The 19,599-nt window shown below is 61.2% G+C and carries 15 protein-coding genes; all 15 read right to left on the reverse strand.

The features are described from left to right. Positions 1-53 precede the first annotated feature (53 nt). The gene (locus AB4N48_RS16910; RefSeq protein WP_038860482.1) at positions 54-791 is read right to left on the reverse strand and encodes a cephalosporin hydroxylase family protein; all 738 of its coding nucleotides are present in this window, start codon (positions 789-791) and stop codon (positions 54-56) included. Positions 792-808: 17 nt separating this feature from the next. Beyond that, complete coding sequence (locus AB4N48_RS16915) at positions 809-1,879, reverse strand: class I SAM-dependent methyltransferase (protein WP_236167932.1); 1,071 nt, start codon at positions 1,877-1,879, stop codon at positions 809-811. Continuing rightward, positions 1,876-2,727 (reverse strand): NAD-dependent epimerase/dehydratase family protein, encoded by an 852-nt coding sequence (locus AB4N48_RS16920; protein WP_236167933.1) that lies wholly within the window; start codon positions 2,725-2,727, stop codon positions 1,876-1,878. Before AB4N48_RS16920 ends, AB4N48_RS16915 begins: the two co-directional genes overlap by 4 nt. After that, positions 2,724-3,950, reverse strand: coding sequence for a methyltransferase domain-containing protein (locus AB4N48_RS16925; protein ID WP_460094009.1), 1,227 nt, complete (start codon positions 3,948-3,950; stop codon positions 2,724-2,726). Before AB4N48_RS16925 ends, AB4N48_RS16920 begins: the two co-directional genes overlap by 4 nt. Then, positions 3,947-4,507 (reverse strand): dTDP-4-dehydrorhamnose 3,5-epimerase family protein, encoded by a 561-nt coding sequence (locus tag AB4N48_RS16930; protein WP_056783766.1) that lies wholly within the window; start codon positions 4,505-4,507, stop codon positions 3,947-3,949. Before AB4N48_RS16930 ends, AB4N48_RS16925 begins: the two co-directional genes overlap by 4 nt. After that, positions 4,504-5,586 (reverse strand): CDP-glucose 4,6-dehydratase, encoded by a 1,083-nt coding sequence (gene rfbG / locus AB4N48_RS16935; protein WP_460094011.1) that lies wholly within the window; start codon positions 5,584-5,586, stop codon positions 4,504-4,506. The genes AB4N48_RS16930 and rfbG overlap by 4 nt, the downstream gene beginning before the upstream one ends. Continuing rightward, positions 5,568-6,341 (reverse strand): glucose-1-phosphate cytidylyltransferase, encoded by a 774-nt coding sequence (gene rfbF / locus AB4N48_RS16940; RefSeq protein ID WP_041478997.1) that lies wholly within the window; start codon positions 6,339-6,341, stop codon positions 5,568-5,570. Before rfbF ends, rfbG begins: the two co-directional genes overlap by 19 nt. A gap of 977 nt (positions 6,342-7,318) precedes the next feature. Next, positions 7,319-10,912 carry a glycosyltransferase gene (locus AB4N48_RS16945; RefSeq protein ID WP_236167935.1) on the reverse strand — a complete coding sequence of 1,198 codons (3,594 nt, stop codon included), beginning with the start codon at positions 10,910-10,912 and terminating at the stop codon, positions 7,319-7,321. A 109-nt stretch (positions 10,913-11,021) separates the two neighbouring features. Continuing rightward, on the reverse strand, positions 11,022-12,590 hold the full coding sequence (locus AB4N48_RS16950; protein ID WP_056783756.1) for a flagellar hook-associated protein 3: 1,569 nt from the start codon (positions 12,588-12,590) through the stop codon (positions 11,022-11,024). Positions 12,591-12,603: 13 nt separating this feature from the next. After that, positions 12,604-14,649 (reverse strand): flagellar hook-associated protein FlgK, encoded by a 2,046-nt coding sequence (gene flgK, locus AB4N48_RS16955; protein ID WP_073472814.1) that lies wholly within the window; start codon positions 14,647-14,649, stop codon positions 12,604-12,606. Between the two features lie 25 nt (positions 14,650-14,674). Then, the gene (gene flgJ / locus AB4N48_RS16960) at positions 14,675-15,982 is read right to left on the reverse strand and encodes a flagellar assembly peptidoglycan hydrolase FlgJ (RefSeq protein ID WP_460094014.1); all 1,308 of its coding nucleotides are present in this window, start codon (positions 15,980-15,982) and stop codon (positions 14,675-14,677) included. Positions 15,983-15,993: 11 nt separating this feature from the next. Then, positions 15,994-17,082: a flagellar basal body P-ring protein FlgI gene (locus AB4N48_RS16965; RefSeq protein ID WP_024012083.1), complete on the reverse strand. Its 1,089-nt coding sequence runs from the start codon at positions 17,080-17,082 to the stop codon at positions 15,994-15,996. Positions 17,083-17,109: 27 nt separating this feature from the next. Beyond that, complete coding sequence (gene flgH, locus AB4N48_RS16970; protein WP_016771110.1) at positions 17,110-17,805, reverse strand: flagellar basal body L-ring protein FlgH; 696 nt, start codon at positions 17,803-17,805, stop codon at positions 17,110-17,112. A 51-nt stretch (positions 17,806-17,856) separates the two neighbouring features. Next, complete coding sequence (gene flgG, locus AB4N48_RS16975; RefSeq protein WP_016771111.1) at positions 17,857-18,642, reverse strand: flagellar basal-body rod protein FlgG; 786 nt, start codon at positions 18,640-18,642, stop codon at positions 17,857-17,859. Positions 18,643-18,687: 45 nt separating this feature from the next. Beyond that, a complete protein-coding gene (locus AB4N48_RS16980; protein ID WP_016771112.1) occupies positions 18,688-19,428 on the reverse strand; it encodes a flagellar basal body rod protein FlgF in 741 nt (246 codons plus the stop codon). Positions 19,429-19,599 lie beyond the last annotated feature (171 nt).

Consider the following 19,599-nt stretch of genomic DNA (forward strand, 5'->3'; position numbering starts at 1 on the left):
CTTCTCTCCACAACCGGCGACTCGCCGAAACAACTCTGGGTAAATGTTGCGAATTAACGAACGCGACGCAGGTAGCCGTCCGGCGCCACGGTGATCAGCAGTTTGTTCTGCAATTGCTGGTCGATTTCGAAGTCCTGGTTCTCTTCCAGGTACTTCCACACGGCGGTTTTCGGGTTGTCGCCCGGGCCCCATGGACGATCCGGGAAGAAATCGGCCGGCATGTCTTCAACCACGGTGTCCATGACCACGCAATAGCTGTCGACCGACACCAGCGGCGCGTAGAGGCGCAGCTCTTCGAGCACGTGATCGTGGGTGTGATTGGAGTCGAGGACCAGAATGACTTTCTTGCCTTTGGCGGCGGCCTGCACCTGAGCGGCAATGGCCGGGTCGATGCTTGAGCCTTCGATCATCTTGATGCGCTTGGCCATCGGGTGGCTTTCGATGGCTTCACGGTTGTGCGGACGAATGTCGAGGTCGATGCCGAGCACTTCGCCGTGGCCTTGCAGCTCGAGCAGCGAGGCGTAGTAGATGATCGAACCGCCGTGGGCAATGCCGCACTCGATAACCAGGTCCGGCTTGACCTGCCAGATGATCTCCTGCATGGCCATCATGTCTTGCGGCAGCTGGATGATCGGGCGGCCCATCCACGAGAAGTGGTAGCTGTATTTGTGCTTGGCCGATTCGTTGAAGAAATCGCGGGCCAGGCCGGTCAGTTTGGGGTCGTCACCTTGCTGGGCGATCTGCTCGCGGCACTCGGCTTCGAAGGCTTGGTTGATGCTGTTGTCGGTCATGTTGGTCATCTCAAGGGTCACTGGAACGAAGCGCTGTCGACGGCGTGATAGACGTAGCGTCCACCGGTCATCCGCTTGATCTCTTCGAGGTAATTGGAATTCATCACAAACAGGTGCGCGCCTTCCGGCAGCGCATCCATGGCCTCTTGCGGCGAGGACACGCGCGCGCCGCTCAGCGGCAGATAACGCCCCTGCTTGGCCGGGTTGATATCGACTACGCGATCGACCGCAACGCCGGCGCGTTGCAGGTACAGCGAATAGATCACGCCTTTGGACGAGGCACCCCAGATCGCCGAACCCTGCGCAGGCGCCGAGCGGATGATCTGCACAGCACGGTCGAGGCTGGCGCTGAAATCTTCAGGCAGTGTCAGGCGCGGCACCGGTTGTTCGGGTATCAGGCGCAACGTCGACAGATCAGCGACGATGTACAGATATTGGCCGCCGAACAGATGCCCGGCCTCGTGCACCGTGCCGAACATCCGGCGCAGGTCATCGAGGCGGAAATAATTGACGTGTTCGTAGAACAGGTCGAACCAGGCCTTGTGCTCGAGGATCCAGTCCAGGCACGGCACTTCGATATAGATCTGCCCGCCCTGATTGGCCTCGGCGATCACGGCCAGAAAGCTCACCGGGTCTTCGATGTGCTCCAGCACATGACGCAGCACAATGGCATCTGCCGCCAGGCCGAGGCCGCGCGTGAACGGCGCCTTGATCACCTCGGGGTTTTCGCCTTCATAAGCCGGGTCGATGCCGGTGATCGAATAGCCGAGGCCTTTGAGCAGCTCGAGAAAATAGCCCTTGCCGCAGCCGACTTCGATCAGTTCCTGGCCCTTGAAGTGCTTGCCGATGATGCCTTCGACGTCACTTAAATGCTTCTGGAACTGACCGGAGTGCGCCTGCTCGTTCTGATAGTCGGCGTCATAACTGAGCTTGTCGGCATCGAACGCGGCGTTGAAGACCAGACCGCTGCGCTCGTCCTGAACCAGGACCATGTCGGCGCTGGCCGAGGCCCGCGCCGATTCGGCATCGGCGAAAGTGCGGTTCTGCAATACCGGCAGGCCGGTGGCCCGGTACAACTCGTGCCTCATGGCGACTCTCCCAATAACTGTTGCAAGCGCTCGGTGACGGCCCAGAACGCCAGCGGTTCGTGGGTCGGATACGGGTAATGGCCGAGGTTCAGAGCCAGGGTTGCGCCACGCTCACGCAAGCGCTGTTCGACCAGCGCACGCACCGACACCGGATGGCCGCTGGCGCAGTTGATCACGCCGTCGAACTCGCGCTGATGGAGGATCGCGGCGAGATGACTCGCGGCGGTTTCAATCGCGAGGAAATCTCGCAACTGCTCACCGGCCGACATGTTGAACGACGCCTCGCCAGCATCGATTGCCCGATCCAGCGCGGCCAAAAGGCTGTTGGGGTTCTGCCCTTGACCATGCAGATAGAACAACCGCGCCCACTGCAATGTGAACGGTTGCTCCTGCTGCAGATTCTGCAGAAACAGGTGCAGCGTATGTTTGGCCAGACCGTAGGGATTGCTCGGCCGTGGCTCGGTTGACTCGCTGAGCGGACCGCTCTGCATGCCGTATTCGAAGCAGGTGCCGGTCACCAGCACCTGCGACACGCCCGCCTCTATCGCGCTTTTGATAAAGCGGTAATCGGCCATCAGGTTGTGCTCGAAATGAAACAGCGCCCGATAGTTCGGCAACCCCGGCCAGGCCAGATGCGCGAGTGCGTCGATGTTTGCGGTCAGCGCGACAACATTCAGGTCGGCAGCGTGAATGTCTGCTGCCACGAATTCGACGTGGTTGATCCATGGCATGCCCTGCGCCTTTTCTGCGTTGCGCGCCACCGCGCGGACTTCGCAGCCGCGCTCAAGCAATGCAGCAACCAGATGCCGACCGACAAAGCCCGTGGCGCCAGTGACCAGAACTTTCACAGCACTTTCAACTCAGGCACGGCGATGACGAAGCGCCCGTCCCACTGACGCACCTGCGCCAGTTGCTGACTGACTTCGTGCAGCAGGTTCCAGGGCAGCACCAGCACGTAGTCCGGTTGCTCAATGTCGATCTGCGCTGGCGCAACAATCGGGATGCGACTGCCCGGCAAGAACTTGCCCTGTTTGTGCGGGTTGGCATCGGCCACCCAGGACAGCAGATCAGCTTTGACTCCGGCGTAGTTGAGCAAGGTATTGCCCTTGGCCGCCGCGCCGTAACCGACCACACGTTTGCCGTCGGCTTTGGCCTGCAACAAGAAGCGCAGCAGGTCATGTTTGATGCGTTCGGCAGCAGGCGCGAGGGTCGCGTAGAACTCGGCAGTTGTCACCCCGGCAGCGAGTTCGGCCTGCAGTTGTTGCTGAACTGCCGGGAGAACAGCGCGGCGCTGGCCGTCCTTGCGCTGCACGAATACGCGCAGCGAGCCGCCGTGAGTGCTCAACTGGCTGACGTCGAACACTTCCAGGCCATTGCGCTCGCACAGGGTCTGCACGGCGGTCAGCGACAGGTAGGAATAATGTTCGTGATACAGCGTGTCGAACTGCGCGCCAGCCATCAGCGTCAGCAGTTGCGGAAACTCGAAAGTGGCGACGCCGGTCGGCTTGAGCAGCGTCGCGAAGCCGGCGAGGAAATCGTTGATGTCCGGCACATGGGCGAGCACGTTGTTGGCCGCCATCAGGTCGGCGCTCCAGCCTTCGTTGCGCAATTGCGTGGCGGTGTCGCGGCCGAAGAACAGCTCGCGAATTTCCAGGCCTTTCTCGCGTGCAGCCTGTGCGGTGCTGCGAGTCGGCTCGACGCCCAGGCACGGGATCCCGCGCGCGGCGACGTATTGCAGCAGGTAACCATCGTTGGCGGCGACTTCAACCACGCGGCTGTCAGCGTTCAAACCGAAACGCTCGCTCATCTCGGCGACATAGCGCTCGGCGTGATTGAGCCAAGTGCTGGAGAACGAACTGAAGTAGGCGTACTCGGCATCGAACAGGCTGTCGGCACTGGTGTAATCCTCGGTCTGCACCAGCCAGCATTGCTGGCACACCGCGACTTTGAGCGGGACCCATTGCTCGGCCTGCTCCAGGCGATCGGCGTGCACGTAGGCGTTGGACGGCGGCGAAGTACCGAGGTCGATCAGCGGCAGATTCAGCGGTGCGGCGCACCCACGGCAATTCATAGACGCACTCCAGCAAAGTGTTGATCGAGCGCAGGATGGCTGGAATCGCGCGCTGACAAATTATTGACAGGCAACGGCCAGGCAATCGCCAGCCGAGGATCGTTCACCGACAAGCCGCCCTCGTGCTCCGGCGCGTAATCGGCGCTGTGCAGATAGAGCAATTCGGCGTCTGCGGTAAGCGTCTGAAAGCCATGAGCGAAACCGGCCGGAATCAACAGGCTGCGGCCATCGCCCGCCTTCAAGTGCTCGGCGTGCCAGTGCAAAAACGTCTCCGAGTCCGGCCGCAGATCCACCGCCACATCCCAGACCTCACCGCGCAGGCACGTGATCAGTTTGGCTTCCGGGGCGTTGGCATTCTGATAATGCAGGCCACGCACACTCCCCTTCTCGCGGGTGCAGGAGTGGTTGATCTGGCGGATATGAAATTCATTGCCGAACGCAATCAGGCTGCCCTCGCAGAACAACCGGGCGAAGTGCCCGCGCTGATCTTCGAAACGTTTGTGCTGAATGCTGAACAGACCGGCCAATGGCAACGCTTTCAGGGAAAACTCGCTCACAGCGCGCCTCGGTACAGATTCAACTGGCCCAGAGTTACGGCGCGCATGTCATCGCCGTTCTGCCACGCCAAGTGCCAGTCGAGGGTCTGGGCCAGGCATTGCTGCAAGGTCCAGCGCGCTTGCCAACCCAGCAATTGCCGCGCACGGCTGCTGTCCAGGCGCAGCAGGCCGGCTTCATGCAGTTCGCTTTTTTCGATACGCAAACCAGGTGCCTGCGGCCAGCGGCTGGCGAGCAATTCGACGACTTCGCCGACGCTGCACATGTCCGCCTCACCGGGGCCGAAGTTCCACGCGCCGGCATACTCCGGACCTCGCTCATAAAGGCCTGCGGCCAATTGCAGGTAACCCGCCAGCGGTTCAAGGGCGTGCTGCCATGGGCGCACGGCTTGCGGGTAACGCAGGGTCACCGGCTCGTCGGCACTCCAGGCTTTGAGCACGTCGGGAATCAGTCGCTCCGGGGCAAAGTCACCGCCGCCCAGCACATTGCCGGCGCGTGCGGTCGCCAGGGCCAAACCATGCTCGGCATGTTTGTGCGCCGGGAAGAACGACGCGGCGTAGGACTGCGCGAGCAACTCGCAGCAGGCCTTGCTGCTGCTGTAAGGATCGTGGCCACCGAGGGCTTCGTCTTCGCGGTACGGCCACAGCCATTCCTTGTTGGCGTAGACCTTGTCGGTAGTGACAAGCACGCAGGCGCGCACGCCGCCGACCTGACGAATCGCTTCGAGCAGGTTCAGCGTGCCCATGACATTGCTTGAATAGGTGCCGAGCGGATCGCGATAGCCCTCGCGCACCAAGGGCTGGGCGGCCAGATGCAGGACGATCTCCGGTTCGGTCTCGGCGATGATTTCCAGCAAGGCGCCGAGGTCACGCAAATCGCCGCGCTGGTCGTTGATGCCTTCGTGTACGCGCGCCAGTTCAAACAGGCTTGGCTCAGTCGACGGATCCAGGGAAAAACCGCTGACCTGCGCGCCGAGGCTTTGCAGCCAAAGGGTCAGCCAACTGCCTTTGAAACCGGTGTGTCCGGTGACGAGAACGCGCTTGCCACGCCAGAACTCCGCACTCAGGCCCATTGCTTCCATGGGGCCTCCCCGCTCTGCCACAGCGCTTCGAGATGGTTCTTGTCGCGCAGGGTGTCCATCGGATGCCAGAAGCCTTCATGCTCGAAGGCCTTCAGTTGTTCGTCCTGAGCCAGACGGGCCAACGGCTCGGCTTCCCAGGTGGTGCTGTCATCGCTGATGTACGGCAGCACTTTTGGCGACAGCACGAAGAAACCGCCATTGATCCAGCCACCGTCCCCACGGGGTTTTTCAGTGAAACCCAGCACCTGGTCACCTTGGCGTTCAAGCGCGCCGTAACGACCTGGCGGCTGCACCGCAGTGACGGTCGCCAAGCGGCCGTGAGCCTTGTGATAGTCGACCAGCTCAGCAATATTGATGTCGGAAACGCCATCGCCATAGGTGAAGCAGAACGCCTCTTCATCCTTGAGATAACGCGCGGCACGCAACAGGCGGCCACCGGTCATGGTTTCCTCGCCGGTGTCGATGAGGGTCACACTCCACGGCTCGCTGTAATTCTGATGGACGTCCATGCGGTTGTTGCGCATGTCGAAAGTGACGTCGGATGTATGCAGGAAGTAGTTGGCGAAGAAGTCCTTGATCGCGTAGCCCTTGTAACCCAGGCAGATGACGAAGTCGTGGATCCCGTGGGCGGAATACTGCTTCATGATGTGCCAGAGAATTGGCTTGCCGCCAATCTCGATCATCGGCTTGGGCTTGAGGTGCGACTCTTCACTGATGCGCGTGCCGAGGCCACCCGCCAAAATTACTGCCTTCATCGTCTCCCCTCTCGTACGTCACCGGGCTGCGCACTGCTTTTTTGAGCGTCGCAGGCCTTCTGGCCAAACCTTCTGCCGCTACGGGCGCAGGAGGAAACACCGCGAGCGCTCGTTTTATGGCGATTTGCGGGGCACTTGCAGGAAACGCGCCAGCTCGTAGCCGGGTTTTGGGAGATAGCTGATAGAGGCTTCGGTGGAAGTGGCAACAGGCTGATGGGCAGGCTGAGGGCGTGAAGGGGCAAGAGATCGAAAGCCAGAGCAAAGATCGTCCGATCGCGGCCCGAGCCTTCGGCAGCTCCAGTTGGATCGCGTGCATCCAGCAAGAAATGGGTCGGCTGTCAGGCCGCCTTCGCGAGCAGGCTCGCTCCCACAGAACAGCAAGAGCAAGAGCAAGAGCAAGAGCAAGAGCAAGAGCAAAAGATCGCAGCCTTCGGCAGCTCCTACAGTTGGATCGTGGGCATTTGGGAGAAACGGGTTGCTCGGCTGGCCGCCTTCGCGAGCAGGCTCGCTCCCACAAAAGCAAAGCAAAGCAAAGCAAAGCAAATCAAAGCAGCGCAGCTGCCCGCGGCAAAGCCGCCCCACTCAACAATGAGCGCAAGCTCGAGTACCGCTTTTGATCTTGATCCACTGGCGACGTCGGAAGGCTGAGTGGAGGGATTGATCCGGGCGTGGGAGCGCAGCGACCGTTCGACGAAGTCGAACACAGCGGAAGGAGGTGCAGCGAAGCAAACCGGAGCCGCTGCGCCCGGATCAGTCCCGCAGCGAAGGAACCCGAGCCTGCGAGGGCCGAACGCAGGAGCAAGCCTTTTGGGTTACCTTTTTGGCGTTTGAAAAAGGTGACCCGCCGTAAGGGCGGAACCGTAATCAGCAACACCCGCAGAAACGGATCTACACCCAAAACCCCAACAGCCTGGTCGGCCCAAAGGCCGCCAAGGCCCCAAAAAAAGGCAACCCCAAAAAGCCGCCTGTATAAACGATCAATCCGCCAGCCAGCCATTCTCCCAATACCGCAGATTGTCACCACGCAACACATAATCGCGCATGACCACCTCGTGCAGCTCGTCACCCATGCGATAACTGGCGTCAGGGTCGGCCAGATGCATGCGAATCGCCTGCAGCCACTCATCAGTGCTGTTGGTCTTCACCCGCGTGCACGGCAGATAGCCCTGATAGGCTTCGGTATCAGTGCAGATGACCGGGTAACCGCAGGCGCCGTATTCCAGCAAACGCAGATTGCTCTTGCAGTCATTGAAAATGTGAAACTCCAGCGGTGCCAGGGCCAGGTCGAGGTTCAGACTGGCCAGCTTGGCCGGATAGACGTCCAGAGGAATCACACCGTGGAACTCGTGCATGTACGGACGCAGGTCATCCGGGCACATGCCAAAGAATACCCAGTCGACTTCGTTGGCCAGCTCACGCACGACATCGGCAATCACCGCCAGATCGCCATGGTGGCTGGTGCCTCCGCCCCAACCCACGCGAGGTTTTTTCGAGGTGCGGCGCTGACCCCGCAAACCGGTCCAGAGGTTTTGCGCAAGCATGTTGGGGACTACGCGAATGTCGTGGTGCATGTCCGACAACGCGTTGGCCAGTGGTTGAGTCGACACCACCACGCGGTCGCACAGGCTGATCGCCTGGCGCACCATCCGTTCCATTTCCTGCTTGCTGGGCATGTTGCGGATATGCGCATTGCGATGCGGAACATCAATCACATAGTCATCCAGCTCGAAGATGCGCCGGGCATGGCAGAACTTTTTCAGCGGCGGGATTTCATCGATCGCGCCCTGGGAATAGCGCCCTTGCAGGACGATGACATCCGGCGACTGACGCTCGATTTCAATGATCGACGGCAAACCGTAACGAATACACCCTTCGGCCCGGTTCGCCGCTTCCAGCTCTATCAGCGGCTGACTCATGCGGTAATGGCCAATGGCTGAGGCATTGATCGGCACGGCGAGTACGTTGGGCAATTGCGGCCTGGAAAAAGCAGTCCACCCCGTACGCAGGCCCGGCTCAAGGCTGAAACTCGTCGCGCCGACGCCCTGCAAGGACAGGTTGACATTGAAGGCCGGATCGCGGGCAATGCGCGGCAGCCAGCGCTTGTAGAAGATCTCCTGCTCGTGCAAATGTTGCTGGCCTTGCTCAGCTGTCGACTCGACAGTCGGGCGCACGCCCTGAGCCAGCAATGCATAAGGCGTCCACACTACCAGGTAGCCTTCCTGGCCGATGCGCAGGCACAGATCCACCACGTTCAGCGCCTGCTTCAAATCCTCTTCATCAAGCCCTGCCACCGCCTCGAAAACCGCCTTGCGCACCATCAGGCAATCACCGCCGACCGCACTCAGATCGTGGGCGGCCTGCAGCCGGAACATATAACCGTCCGACTGCAGCGACTGTCCATAAAATGGCAACCCGACCGCGCCCTGCATCCCCAGAATCATGCCGGCATGCAGCACATAACCATCCGGGTTGAACAACTTGGCGCCGACCACGCCGACTTCCGGGCGCTGCGCATGATTGAGCAGTTCGTCCAGCCAGTCGGCGTGGGTAATCACCGCAAAGGTATTGAGCAGCAGCACATATTCGCCACGAGCCTTGGTCACGGCAAAATTGTGCAGGGCAGCCATGTTGTCCGGCTGCGGGTACGTCAGCACGCGGATTCGGTCACCACCCAATTGCGCGATGCCGTCCAGCCATGCTCTGGCCTCAGCGGTTTCGCTGCCGTTGTCGACCAGCAGCAGTTCGTATTCGGCGTAGGCGGTTTTTTCCAGCACGGTCTCGACACACCGCTGCAAGGCAGCGGTCTGATCCCGGGTCACGATGATGATCGACACAAGCGGACGGCGCGCGTGCCGATAGTCGACACGATTGAGCAATTGGCAACTGCCACGGCGGATTTCATGGGCAACGCCAATGCGTTGCAGATGCGCTTCGAGCACACGAGGATTCTGTTCGATGACGCCTGGCTCGGCCAACCACCGCGACAGATCGAATGGCGACTCCAGCAGAACTTCGGCGACATGCCCGATCACCTGGGTGCCGTCGCTTTCGACCATGCGCCACAGCATGTCGTGAGGAGCCAGTTCGGTGAACGTCGTGTCAAAACCACCCAGCGCCAGAAAGCGTTCGCGCTTGAACGCCAAGGCGCGCCCGACATACGGGTAGCTGCGCATCAGATCAAGGTTGAAATCGGGTTTGAAGGCGGGTTCCACGGACTCACCATCGCGCAGACCGCCTTCATCGCTGTACACGCAACCGAGCGACGGCGAGTGCGCAATCCGGTCAGCCATGACCAGCAAGGCCGGCACCATCAGCCGGTCACCGGCCTGCAACAGGTAAAACCAGTCGGCGCCCTCCAGTTGGAGCAGCAACGCGTTGATCTGACCCAGCCCGTCACCTTCCAGTGGCATGTGGAACACGCGGCCATCCAGCGTCGCCTCGTTACAGGAAGCGGACAGCACCAGAATCAGTTCAGGGGCATAGTCCTGCCGAGCAAGCGCCTCAAGCGTGCGCTCGACTCCATCGCGACTGCCCTGGGCATCAATGACGATCGGCACTATTCGCGGCTGTTGTGGCCAGGCGGCCAGAGTTTCCGGCAGTAACTTGCGCTGCCCTTCAGTGAGACTGCGGCATTGCAGCCAGTGCGCGTAGAGTTCGGCGAAGCTCCAGCTATCGATGCCGACGCACCACTCCTGGCGACTCTGCTTGGTACCCAGCGTACGACTCAGGGGCAGCTCTTCCCAGACACGCGGCATTGCGTCAGCCTTGGTCAGCGGGACATAGCGCACCCAACCCGGCGCTGGCGCCGACTCGCCGCTGCGCGCCTTGAGCATTTGCAGAATCCACTCGCGCTCGACCTCGACCGCGTCTTTCATCGGCTGCTGAGCACTCAAGCGCTCCGGATACAGCCGCTCGGCACTGAGCACGGTGTTCGACATCGCCAGATTGCCGCGCCGCAGCAAGCATACGTACAAGGCGAAATCCAGGGTGGCGACAAAGCAGTGGCCGTCCTGAGTCAGCGCCGGCAACAAGTCGACGAGGTCCGAACGACGAAACAAGGCGCTGGAGAAACCGCCCAGCACATTGACCGGAAATTTTTCGAAGATGCCCAGCAGGTCGTCACCCTTGAACAGACCGCTGGCCGGTGACAACGAAGTGTTTTCCAGGCGCGCCGGCAGAATGATGTCGTCGGCGTCCCAGAACAGCCGCTGAGCCAGCACCAGGCTGACTTCCTCACGCAACATCTCGTGCGCCTGCTGCTCGATGCAGGCGGCATAGAGATGGTCGTCGTCACACATGAACTTGACGAATTCACCCTGCGCCTGATCAAGGCACGCCTTGAGATTGCCGACCATGCCCAATGTGCGCGGGTTGCGCACATAGCGCACGGCAACACCCGAGCGCTCGGCCACAGCGCTGACAATCCCTTCGATCTCATGACCACGACTGTCGTCGCAGACAATGATCTCAAGAGGCGCGTATGTCTGGCTGACGGCGCTGTTCAATGCCCGCTCGAAAAAGCGCGGATTGAACGCAGGGATGGCAATGCTGACGAGGGGGAGTGAATTCACGGCGGGCTCACAGGCGGTACGAGCCCGCTCGCAAAAACGAGCCCTTGATACCGCAAAAAATCATTAACAGAGGGACAACGTTGGCGGGCGCGCACGCGCCCGCCAATCATCAGATCTTGTTGAACAGCCCCAACTGACTGATCTTGCTGAACGCCAGTTGCGCGGCTTGCAGCATGGTCTGTTGCAGCGTCAGACGGGTCATGACTTCAGCCGGATCGGAATCACGGATCGAACCCTGGGTCGTGCTGTTCGCCGTGGTCAGACTGTCGTTGGTGATGGTCTGCATGTCCAGCGCCTGGCCGCGGGCACCAATGGTGGTCACCGCCGTGCCGATCTGGTTGGAAGCGGCATCGATATTGCCGAGGCCCGCCTCCATCGCGCCCTGCAATTTCTGCTTGGCAACCGGGTCACCGTCGACTGGCGTATTCAGCGCGGTGATCATCTGGCCCAGGGTGTCGAGCACGTTCTGGGTCTGATGATTGTTCGGCTGGATCGAGAACTGATCACCAGCGGCCGGCGCGCTGCCCAGGGCGAAAGTCACACCGGCAGCGGTGGCGTTACCGCCGGCAACCGTGCCCGAGGAAACCGGCTTGCTGTCGGCCGTCACCGGCGCGGCATACAGATCGAAATCGGTGGCGCTGGTGAACTTGAGCACCGCGCCGCCCTGCGGGAACGCTGCGGTGTAGGCTGCCTGATCGGTGATGGTCGAACCGGTGATCACGCTGGTCGACGGGTTACCCGGATTACGCGTGGTGGTGAACGAGTCCGGCGAGGCCGACAGCTGAAAACTGTGCCCTGCGATAACGGCGTCCGGATTGGTATCGCCTGCCTTCAGGTTGACGTTCAGCTTGAGGTCGACGCCACGGAAGCTGACGGTCTGGTTGGCGCCGCTGCTGTTGCTGATCAAGCCATTCTGGCTGGCCTCGGCGGTCACATCGTTGCCTAAGGCATCGGTGATTTTCAGCTGGGTGCTGCTGACGAAATCGATGGTATACGGCTGCCCGGCGGTGAACTTGGCGTCGTAAGTGGCGGCGGTGCCGACGGTGCCATTGGACAGCACGACACGGCCGTCATCGACGGCTGGCGCAGTCATTTTGGTGTTGGTGCGGCCGGTGTTGATGGTCTGCTGGAACGCGTCCCAACCGGTGGTGTTGGTACCCACGGTCATGCCGTCGCCGATGCCCAGATCGATGGTGGTCTGGTCGCCGTTGTAGCTGAACGTGCCGTCAGAATTCTTCGAATACGGCGCGGTATCGGTTTTCGAACCGGAGAACAGGTAATTGCCGTTGGCATCCTTGGCGTTCATCAGGCCCAGCACTTGCTGCTGGATCTCACCCAGTTCCGAGGCGTATGCCTGGCGGTCCTTGTCGGTGATGGTGCCGTTGTTCGCGGCCAAGGCCAGCTCTTTGGCTCGCGCCAACGCCGTGGTGATCGAATCCAGAGTGGACTCCTGCACGGTCAAGGCGCTTTTAGTGGTGTTGACGTTGGTCTTGTACTGATCGAGCATCGCCGCCTGCTGGCCCAATTGCAGCAAGCGCCCGGCACCGATCGGATCATCGGCGGCGGTGTTGATGCGCTGCAGGCTGCTCGCCTCGCTCGCGGTGGCAACGGCCTTGTTGAAGTTACGCTGATAATCCGAAGCTTGCGTTCCGTAATACTGGGCGGTGGAAATGCGCATGAATTACGACTCCTTAAAGGCTGTTGATCAGCGTGGCGAAAGTTTCCTGCGCAGCTTTGATGATCTGCGAAGACGCTGTGTAGTACTGCTGGTACTTGACCAGGTTGCCGGTTTCTTCGTCCAGGTTGACCCCGGACAACGAATCGCGGGCACCCTTGGCGTTCTCCAGAATCGCCGTGGTTGCGGCGCTGTCGGACTTGCCTTGGGCGGTCTTGGTACCGACGTTGGTCACCAGGGTGTTGTAGGCGTCGGTCAGGCTGATGCCCTTGCTCGCCGAACCGGTGTCCACGGTCTGTTTGGTTTGCAATGCGACCAGTGCCTGGGCGTTGCGGTTGTCCGAAGACGCCGCGCCGGTCAGGTTCATGGTGAAGGTCTCGCCGGATTTCGGCGTGCCGCCCACGGTGGTTTGTACGGTGAAGGTCTTCTGCACGTTCGGCGTGACGGTAGTGTCCATCACCGGGTTGCCGCTGGCATCGACGATGCCGACTTTCAAATTCAGCGTGTTCGATTGGCCAGGCACGATGGTGCCGGTGCCGATGGTCGCGCCCTTGGCGTCGACCAGGTTGTACGACTGGCTGCCACCGCTGGCTGCGCCGAACACCAATTTGACCGGTGTCGAATTCTTCAACGCCGCCTGCATGTCAGCCTGGGCGGTCGGGTTGTAGATGTCGATCTTGTCGCTGAGCGTCGGCTGGGTGTACGTGCCCAGACCGTTGGCGCTGGCGACGCCGGTCAGCGGACCTGCCGCAGCGATTTTCTTCGGATCGGTCAGGACCGTCTGAATGCTCGCCGCCGCGTTGCGGGTCGGCGTGATCTTGAACGAGTCACCCGCGCTCAGCGCGCCGCCGTTCAAGGCCAGGGTGAAGCCGTCGATCACTGGCGGCGGATTGGTCGTGGTGCTGAACGCGCCCAGATCGGTGCCGTCGGAACGCTTGACGGTGTAATCGGTAGCGCTGGTGAAAGTCACCTGATAATCGCTGGTGGTCAGCTTGCCGGTGTCCTTGATGGTCACATCGAGGTTGCCCGAACCGGCGCTGTTGCCATCCTTCGCAATGCTGCGCTGACTGATCAGGGCGGCACTGTTGATGTTGTTGAAAATCGCCGCGCCGAAGTCGCCGTTCTTGTCGATGCCCTGGGCTTGCTGGCTGTTGATCTGATCGGCAATCACCAGGGCCACGCGACCGAGCTCGTTGAGCGATGGGTCGAGGACTTCCTTGCGATAGGTCAGCAGACCGCCGATTTCGCCGCCGCTGATCACCGAAGTGATGTCGATGGTGCTCGAACCGCGATCCATCTGGATCGACATGCGCGACGGGTCGGTCTTGCTCGCGACCATGCTCAGGCTGTTGGTGGTGTTGCCGATGACCAGCGGCTGGCCGCTGCCGACATAAATGTCGAAGCTGGTGCCGCGCTCGACGACCTGGGCACCGGTCAGCTCGGAGAGCTGACGCACGGCTTCGTTACGGCTGTCGAGCAGGTCGTTCGGCGCCCCGCCACTGGTGGAGATTTCGCCGATCTTCTGATTGAGATTGGCGATCGCCGTGGCGAGCTTGTTCACCTGGGCAGTCATGTCGCCGAGGCTGCCGTTGATCGTGGTGTTCTGATCGTTGAGCTGCTTGGCCAGGGTATTGAAACGGCTGGTCAGCGCCTGTGCACCGGTCAGCACCGACTGACGCGAAGTGTCATCGGTGGCCGACGTCGATACGCCCTGCATCGAGGTGAAGAATTTCTGCAGTACACCGGTCAGGCCAGTGTTGGTGTCCGACAGCATCGCGTCCAGCGGCGTCGCCTGCTTGAGGAAAGCTGCCGATTCGCTGTCCAGCGAAGTCGCGGTGTGCAGCTGCGATTCCAGGTACGAGTTGTACACCCGGCGCACGTCGGCCAGGGTTGTGCCCGTGCCGATGAAAACGCTGCCGTACTGCTGCGAGGACTTGGTGCCCTGCACGGTTTGCTGACGTGAATAACCGGCGGTGTCGACGTTGGCAATGTTGTTGCCTGTCGTAGCCAGAGAGGACTGGCTGGCCGACAGTCCCGACATCCCGATATTGAGCAAACTCATGGTTCAGACCTTATTACCTGGTGCCTTATAAAGGCGTGGTGGAGACACCCGCCGCAGCGTAGTTTTCAAAACTGTTCATCTGCTTGGCAATTTGCGAAATCTTCGTCGCGTAGTTCGGGTCGGTGGCGTAACCGGCCTTCTGCAACTCGCGTACAAACTGTTCTGGGTTATCGGCCGACTTCAGCACTTCTTGATAGCGATTGTTGCTCTGCAGCAACGTCACCAGATCGTGGAAGCTGTCCTTGTACGAGGCGTAGGAACGGAACTCGGCCGTCTCCTTGACCATCGCGCCATTGCGGAACTCGCTGGTGATCGCGCGGGCCGAATCGCCCTTCCAGTTGCTGCTCGCCTTGATGCCGAACAGGTTGTGGCTGCTGCTGCCATCCTGAGCGCGCATGACCGATTTGCCCCAGCCGGTTTCCAGTGCCGCTTGCGCCACCAGATAACGCGGATCGACGCCGATGCGGTCGGCGGCTTCCTTGGCCATCGGCAGCATGGTATTGACGAATTCGTCGGCAGAACTGAAGGCTTTCTTCGCCGGTGCCAGCGGAATCTGCGCCATGGCGCGGCCGTAGACCTGCATCTGCCCGCCAGCGGCTTTCTGCTCTTCAGCACGGGCCAGCCAGTCACCGTTGTACAAGGCGCCTGAGCCTGTGACGGCGGTGGTCGCAGCCCGTTGTGGCAAGGCGTTGGTCGCTGCTGCTGCAGTGGCCACGCTCGGCGCCGACGGCACCAGACCGGCGAGCAAGCGATCGGCCAGTTTCGGCGGCAATGCCAGACGCCGCTGGTTGATCAGCGCCATGTCGTTGCGATGGGAAATATCGGTGTTGTTCGGAGCATGCACCGAGCGCGATGCCCACAACGGACGCTCGCCGTTGACGCGGGACAGCGGACCGGTGGCGACGGTGCCAGCGGCAATCGGCGTCGGCACGGCGGCGGCCTTGGCCAGCGCTTCCTGCTGCTTGGCGGCGGACGCGGCGGCAGCCTCGCCCAGCGCCATCGGCTTGTTCTTGGACATCTGGCGGATCAGCACGTCGGCCAGGCCGATACCACCGCCCTCGCGGGACATCGAAACCGCCAGCTGCTGGTCGTACATTTCCTGATACTGCTTGGCCGCCGGCGTGTTCAGCGGGTTGTCCTGACCAAGCGCTTCGGTGGCCGAGCGCATCGACTTGAGCATTTCGCCGAGGAACAGCGACTCGAATTCCTGCGCAACCTTGCGCATGTTTTCGTCGCTGTTCTTGTCGCCGACCTTGAGCTGGTTCAGACGATTGAGGTCGGAGTAGGACCCCGAATCGCTGCTGCTGACCAGACCGCTTTTGCGCATATCCATGGTGGCTGGCCTCAGATCACGATCAGGTCGGCTTGCAATGCGCCGGCCTGCTTCAGAGCTTCGAGAATCGCCATCAGGTCACCCGGTGCTGCGCCGACCTGGTTCACCGCACGGACGATCTCGTCGAGGGTGGTGCCCGGGCCGAACTTGAACATCGGTTTGGCTTCCTGTTCGGCATTCACTCGCGAGCGCGGTACGACGGCGGTCTGGCCGTTGGACAGCGGGCCAGGCTGGCTGACGATCGGGTCTTCGGTGATGGTCACGGTCAGGCTGCCGTGGGTCACGGCGGCTGGCGACACTTTCACGTTCTGGCCGATGACGATGGTGCCGGTACGCGAGTTGATGATGACTTTTGCCACCGCCTGCCCAGGATCGATTTCGAGGTTTTCCAGGATCGACAGGTAGTCGACGCGCTGGCTCGGATCCAGTGGCGCAGTGACCCGCACCGATCCGCCGTCGATGGCTTGGGCGACGCCAGGGCCGAGCATGTCGTTGACCTTGTCGACGATGCGCTTGGCGGTGGTGAAGTCGGAGCGGTTGAGGTTCAGCGTCAGGCTGTTGCCCTGGTTGAAACCGCTCGGCACCGCACGTTCCACCGACGCACCGCCAGGGATGCGACCAGCCGACGGAACGTTGACGGTGATCTTCGAACCATCGCGGCCTTCAGCGTCGAAACCGCCAACCACGAGATTGCCCTGAGCGATCGCATAGACGTTGCCGTCGATACCCTTGAGCGGCGTCAACAGCAAGGTGCCGCCGCGCAGGCTCTTGGAGTTACCGATCGAAGACACGGTGATGTCGACCTGCTGACCTGGCTTGGCAAACGCTGGCAGATCGGCGCTCACCGATACCGCCGCGACGTTCTTCAACTGCACGTTGCCCGATCCCGGCGGTACCTTGATGCCGAACTGCGAGAGCATGTTGTTGAAGGTCTGCAGGGTGAACGGAGTCTGAGTCGTCTGGTCACCGGTGCCGTTAAGCCCGACCACCAGGCCGTAACCGATCAATTGGTTGGAGCGCACGCCGGAAATGCTGGCGATGTCTTTCAGCCGCTCGGCGTGTGCGGTGAACGCCGCAGACATCAACAACGCGGCCACCATAAGGCTCTTGAAATTCAAAGTCGCCACCTAGAAAGGGAACAGCGGGCTGAGGAAGAAACGGTCGAACCAGCCTGGCTGACTCGTATCGGCAAACGCGCCGGTACCCGAGTAGGTGATGCGCGCATCGGCGACACGGGTCGACGACACGGTGTTGTCGGTCGCGATGTCATCGGCGCGGACCATACCGGCGATGCGCACCAGTTCGTCACCGGTGTTGAGCGTCAGCCACTTCTCGCCACGCACGGCGATGATGCCGTTGGGCAGCACGTCGGCCACGGTCACGGTGATCGAACCGGTCAGGCTGTTGCTCTGCCCGGACTTGGCGTCGCCCTTGGTCGAACGGTCGGCGCTGTAGCCAGCGTTCAGGCTCAGGTCACCGCCACCAATTGGGTTGTTGGTGGTCAGGCTGGAGCCGAACAACGAGGTCAGACCGATCGAGTTATCGCTGTTCTTGTCCATCTGCGAGTTGGCGTTCTTGCTCGCCTGGGTGCGCTCGTTCAGGGTGATGGTGATGATGTCACCGACCCGGAACGCCTTGCGGTCGCTGTACAGGTTCTGCTCGAAGCCGGCCTGATAGATCGAGCCGTTATTGGCAGCCGCCGGCAACGGTGTGCGCGGCAACACCGGGGCGTAGTAAGGGTCATTGGGCTTGGGCGTCGGGGCGACGCAGCCCGCGAGCGAGACGACCCCACTCAATGCCAGAACAGATACAAAGCGCTTCATGACCCTACCTCACGGTGTTGCTGGCGACCTCAGGCCACCCCAAAGACTGGATTACAGATTCTGCGTTACGAACGAGAGCATCTGGTCGGCGGTGGAGATCACCTTGGAGTTCATCTCGTAGGCGCGTTGAGTGGTGATCATGTTGACCATCTCTTCAACGGTGCTGACGTTCGAGGTTTCCAAAGTGTTCTGCAGCGTGGTACCGAAACCGTTCAGGCCCGGGGTGCCGATCTGTGGCGCGCCGGAAGCAGCGGTTTCCAGGAACAGGTTGTTGCCCACTGCTTGCAGACCGGCCGGGTTGATGAAGTCGGCGGTCTGCAGGTTGCCGATCACTTGCGAGGCCGGGTTGCCGGCGATGGTGATCGACACGGTGCCGTCACGGCCAACAGTGAAGGTCTGCGCATCGTTCGGGATGATGATCGCCGGTTCCAGGGCGAAACCGCTGGCGTTGACGATCTGGCCATTGGAGTCGAGGTGGAAAGTACCGTCACGGGTGTAGGACGTGGTGCCGTCCGGCTGCAGGATCTGGAAGAAACCGCGACCGTCGATGGCCATGTCCAGCGGCTGCTCGGTGGTTTGCAGGCTGCCGGCGGTGAAGTTTTTCTGGGTGCCGACAATGCGCACACCGGTACCCACTTGCAGACCCGACGGCAGTTCGCTGTCCTGGGTCGACTGGGCGCCTGGCTGACGCTTGATCTGATAGAGCAAGTCCTGGAACTCGGCACGGTCACGTTTGAAACCCGTGGTCGAAACGTTCGCCAGGTTGTTGGAAATGGTGGTCAGGTTGGTGTCCTGGGCGGACAGACCGGTTTTGGCAACCCATAGAGCCGGAAGCATTCGATTCTCCTCGTGCGCCTGTTTTACGGCGCGACGTTCTGATAATTAGCTGATCTGCAAGACCCGAGCCATGGCCTGGTCGTCGTCTTTGGCGGTGTTCATCATCTTGACGTGCAACTCGAACTGCTTGGCCAGGGCCAGCACCGAAGTCATTTCTTCCACGGCATTGACGTTGCTCGACTCAAGGAAACCCGAGACCAGTTTGACGTTGGCGTCGGCTTGCGCCGGCTGGCCGTCCTTGGTGTAAATCGAACCGTCGAGACCTTTGTTCATGTTCTTGATGTCCGGGTTGACCAGCTTGATCCGGTCGACTTCGGCCATGACGCGCGGACCTTCGCCCATTGCGCGAATGCTGATGGTGCCGTCTTCGCCGACTTCCACCTGCTGCTCGGGCGGCACGGCGATCGGGCCGCCGTTACCGATCACCGGCATGCCGTTGCCGGCGCGCAGTACGCCGAGGGCGTCGATGTTGAGGCTGCCGGTACGCACGTAGCTTTCGCCGCCGCTGGGGTTTTGCACGGCGATGAAACCGTTGCCGGATACCGCGACGTCGAGTTCACGTCCGGTCTGCACCAGTGAGCCCGGCGTGAAGTCGGTGGCGGGACGTTCGCTCATGGCAAACGCGCGCGCCGGAAAGCTGTCGCCGAATACCGGCATCGAACGCGCCTGCTCGAGGTCGCGCTGAAAGCCGTTGGTGGAAATGTTCGCCAGGTTGTTGGCATGCGCCCGCTGCGCCAGTGCGTTCTGGCTGGCGCCGGTCATTGCCACATAAAGGTACTTGTCCACAGTGTTTCCTCTGCATGCCGGACGTTTGCCGCCCACCGCTGTACTGCTCAGCCATAAGCAATTTGCAGACCAACTTTTTATTGGCGGGCGAAGGCCCGGTAAACAGGGGACTTGGGGGGATCGGAGGGGGAATCTGAAATGGGTCGAAGACGAAAAACCGGCGGTGTCATG

It is taken from the genome of Pseudomonas sp. S2_C11 (genome assembly GCF_054668395.1).

Bases quoted from the DNA above. Each gene is read 5' to 3' on its own strand.
- flgH (WP_016771110.1), bottom strand. From the start codon at position 17,805: ATGAAGCGCTTTGTATCTGTTCTGGCATTGAGTGGGGTCGTCTCGCTC.
- AB4N48_RS16910 (WP_038860482.1), bottom strand. From the start codon at position 791: ATGACCGACAACAGCATCAACCAAGCCTTCGAAGCCGAGTGCCGCGAG.
- AB4N48_RS16965 (WP_024012083.1), bottom strand. From the start codon at position 17,082: ATGGTGGCCGCGTTGTTGATGTCTGCGGCGTTCACCGCACACGCCGAG.
- rfbF (WP_041478997.1), bottom strand. From the start codon at position 6,341: ATGAAGGCAGTAATTTTGGCGGGTGGCCTCGGCACGCGCATCAGTGAA.
- flgJ (WP_460094014.1), bottom strand. From the start codon at position 15,982: ATGGATATGCGCAAAAGCGGTCTGGTCAGCAGCAGCGATTCGGGGTCC.
- rfbG (WP_460094011.1), bottom strand. From the start codon at position 5,586: ATGGAAGCAATGGGCCTGAGTGCGGAGTTCTGGCGTGGCAAGCGCGTT.
- AB4N48_RS16915 (WP_236167932.1), bottom strand. From the start codon at position 1,879: ATGAGGCACGAGTTGTACCGGGCCACCGGCCTGCCGGTATTGCAGAAC.
- flgG (WP_016771111.1), bottom strand. From the start codon at position 18,642: ATGCTTCCGGCTCTATGGGTTGCCAAAACCGGTCTGTCCGCCCAGGAC.
- AB4N48_RS16950 (WP_056783756.1), bottom strand. From the start codon at position 12,590: ATGCGCATTTCCACCGCCCAGTATTACGGAACGCAAGCTTCGGATTAT.
- flgK (WP_073472814.1), bottom strand. From the start codon at position 14,649: ATGAGTTTGCTCAATATCGGGATGTCGGGACTGTCGGCCAGCCAGTCC.
- AB4N48_RS16925 (WP_460094009.1), bottom strand. From the start codon at position 3,950: ATGAATTGCCGTGGGTGCGCCGCACCGCTGAATCTGCCGCTGATCGAC.